Consider the following 2877-nt stretch of genomic DNA (forward strand, 5'->3'; position numbering starts at 1 on the left):
AGGGGTCAGGGGTCGGGGTCAGGGGTCGGGGGCTGAGGTCGGGGGCTGAGGTCGGGGGTCGAGGTCGGGGGTCGAGGGATGGGGGTCGGTGTTCAGGGGACCAGCGCCCTGACCTCCGCCGCGAAGCGTACGAAGGCCTCCGGGTCGGGTTCGTCGCCGGTGGGCTGGAGGATGACCGTGTCGGCGCCGGCCTCCGCGAGGCGCTGGACGGCCTTCGCAACGGTGTCCGCGTCACCGGCGACACCGAGGTCGGGGACCGACTCCAGCCCCTCTTCGGCGAGTTCGGCGCGGAGGCGGGCGGCGGCGTCGGGGCCGGTGGCGGTGGCGGTGGCGGTGGCGGTGGCGGTGGCGGTGAGGAGATAGACGACGACCTTGTGCGGCTCGGTGCGGCCGGCCGACTCCCGCCCCTCGTCGATGAGTTGACGGGCCCGGCGGACGCCGTCCGGTGCGGTGCTCGCGGTGAGGATCGTGCCGTCCGCTGCCGCACCGGCGAGGCGGAGGGTGCGGGGGCCGGTGGCGCCGGCGAGGATCTCGACGGGACCGGTAGGCGGCCAGTCGAGGGCGACGTCGTCAAGCTTGACGTAGCGTCCGTCGGTCGTGACGCGCTCTCCGCGCAACAGGGCGCGCAGCGCGTCGAGATGCTCGCGCAGCAGGGTCACCGGGGATTCGACACGTGCCCCGACCTGGCCCATCCAGTCCTGTACGCCGTGCCCGACGCCGAGGATCGCGCGCCCCGGGAACAGCCGGTCCAGCGTGGCGACTTCCATCGCGGTGATGGCGACGTTCCGCAACGGCACCGGCAACAGGCCCACCCCGACCCGCACTTGCCCGCTCCACGCGAGCGCGGCAGCGGCGGCCGAGATACCGCCCTCCCTGAAACAGTCCTCCCAGAGCCAGAGCTCTTCGAGCCCGGTGGCATCGGCGAGTTGGACTACGGCTCGCAGTCGCTCCGGGGGTAGTTGGGGACGGAATACAGCGCCGAGTCCGGTCATGGGTTCTTCCTATCCGGGGAGAGTGCCGTGGACAACAGCTTTACGAGGCGGCGGAGTTGGGGGTCACGCGCTCGTAGCGCAGGAGGACGACCCCGTTGCCGAAGGTGCGGGACTCGGTGAGGCGGAGGGGGGTGCGGGTGTCGGAGACCGGGAACATCGGCTTGCCGCGGCCGAGGACGATCGGGTTGACGTACACCTTGATCTCGTCGACGAGGCCTAGGCGGAGGAAGGTCGCGGCGAGGTCGGCGCCGCCGAGGCCCAGGTCGCCGCCGGGCTGTTCCTTGAGGGCCTGTACTTCCTCGGGGACGACCTCGGGCACGATGGTCGTGTTCCACTCTGCGGGGCCGCTGGGCAGGGTCCGTGAGTACACGATCTTCGGCATGTCCCGCCAGATGCGGGCGAACTCGGCCATGACCGCCGGGGTGTCGGGGTCCGCGTCGGCGGTGGGCCAGTAGGCGGCCATGAGTTCGTGGGTGACGCGGCCGTCGACGAAGGCGCCCATGTGTTTGAGGGTGTCGTTCATGTGCTGGTGGAGTTCCTCGTCGACCAGGTGCCAGTCGATGTCGCGGTCGGGGCCCTCCATGTAGCCGTCGAGGGACACGGTCATCATCAGGCTGATTTTGCGCATGGGTGCACCGCCGTTGTTTTGTTCGTGGTCGCCCCGCTCGGCGCCGGGTCCACCACCGTCTCACGCGACCGCGAACGCCCCCAGCAACAAACCGGTGAACGCTCCCCCGAGCATGAACGGCCCGAGCGGGATCGCCGTCTTACGGCCCGCCCGGCGCAGGGCGACCATGCCGAGGCCGTACACCGCGCCGTACAGCACCCCCGCGAAGGCGCCCGTGACGAGCACCGGCCAGCCGTACCAGCCGAGGGCCGTGCCGAGGCCGAGGGCGAGTTTCACGTCGCCGAAGCCCATACCTGCCGGGTTGAGGAGGTACAGGGCCTCGTAGGTGGCTCCGAGGGCGAGACCGCCGTAGAGGGCGGTGGGCCAGGAGCCGGCGGCGTCGGGGAGTGCGGCGGTGATGCCGAGGAGGGTGAGAGTGGCTGCGGCGAGGGGGAGGGTGAGGACGTCGGGGAGGCGGTGGACCCTGAGGTCGACCAGGGCGAGGAGGACGGCGACGGGGGTGGCGAGCAGCCAGACGAGGAGTTCGGGGTGGGGGCCGGTGGCTGCGGCGAGGGTGGCGCAGAGGAGGGCGGTTGCGGCGGATACGGCGGGGGTGCGGGGGCCGTAGGGGCCGCAGTGCGCGTTGGTGGTGTCGGTGGTGCAGTGGGCCCGGCCGAGCCAGCCGTCGAACGGGCCCGTGATCGGGTGGCCGTCGGGGCACTGCCCCTTCCAGGGTTCCTCGGGGTCCACGGAGAGGCGGTGGGCGGCGCGGGGCAGCAGGAGGCCCGACATCGCGCCCCACAGGGCACCCACGAGGATCAGCAACAGGCCCACGCCGGGACGATATCCGGATACGGCGGGCGGGGCATGGGTCCGTGGGCCTATGGATCCATGCGGGGCCTACTGCCGTGTGGGTACGGTCAGTTGGCACCGGATCCGTTGTGGCTCGTGGTGCAGGAAGGTGACCTGGCATGGGGCGACGCTGGAGTGACGGGCGCGGGAAGCTGATCGTGCAGGGCGCCGCGGGGACGGTCGCCGTCCCGCTGGAGTTGGCGACCTCGTACCGGGCGCGCACGAAGGGGCTGCTCGGGCGGGACGCGATCGACGGGGCGATGCTGCTCTCGCCGGCGAGCAGTGTGCACACGTTCCGGATGCGGTTCCCGATCGATGTGGCGTACCTGGACCGGGACTTGAAGGTCGTCGCCGTCCACACGATGAAGCGGGGGCGGTTGGGGCTGCCGCGGGTTCGGGCGCGGCATGTGCTGGAGGCGGGGGCGG

The 2877-nt window shown here is 71.9% G+C and carries 4 protein-coding genes; 1 reads left to right on the forward strand and 3 read right to left on the reverse strand.

Annotated features, from left to right (window positions below):
* Positions 1-92: 92 nt before the first annotated feature.
* Genes SPR02S_RS54610 through SPR02S_RS54620 form a run of 3 tightly spaced genes read right to left on the reverse strand, consistent with a single transcriptional unit; the run spans position 93 to position 2433 of the window.
* Positions 93-992, reverse strand: coding sequence for an LLM class flavin-dependent oxidoreductase (locus tag SPR02S_RS54610; RefSeq protein WP_019065488.1), 900 nt, complete (start codon positions 990-992; stop codon positions 93-95).
* 40 nt (positions 993-1032) lie between these two features.
* The gene (locus tag SPR02S_RS54615) at positions 1033-1620 is read right to left on the reverse strand and encodes a dihydrofolate reductase family protein (protein ID WP_019065489.1); all 588 of its coding nucleotides are present in this window, start codon (positions 1618-1620) and stop codon (positions 1033-1035) included.
* Positions 1621-1680: 60 nt separating this feature from the next.
* Positions 1681-2433, reverse strand: coding sequence for a prepilin peptidase (locus SPR02S_RS54620; RefSeq protein WP_019065490.1), 753 nt, complete (start codon positions 2431-2433; stop codon positions 1681-1683).
* Positions 2434-2570: 137 nt separating this feature from the next.
* Here SPR02S_RS54620 and SPR02S_RS54625 point away from each other — a divergent pair.
* Positions 2571-2877, forward strand: a 307-nt coding sequence (locus tag SPR02S_RS54625) for a DUF192 domain-containing protein (protein ID WP_019065491.1), incomplete at its 3' end; no start/stop codon positions are given.

Origin of the sequence: Streptomyces prunicolor NBRC 13075, from assembly GCF_000367365.1 — a bacterium.
GTDB classification, from domain to species: Bacteria; Actinomycetota; Actinomycetes; order Streptomycetales; family Streptomycetaceae; genus Streptomyces; species Streptomyces prunicolor.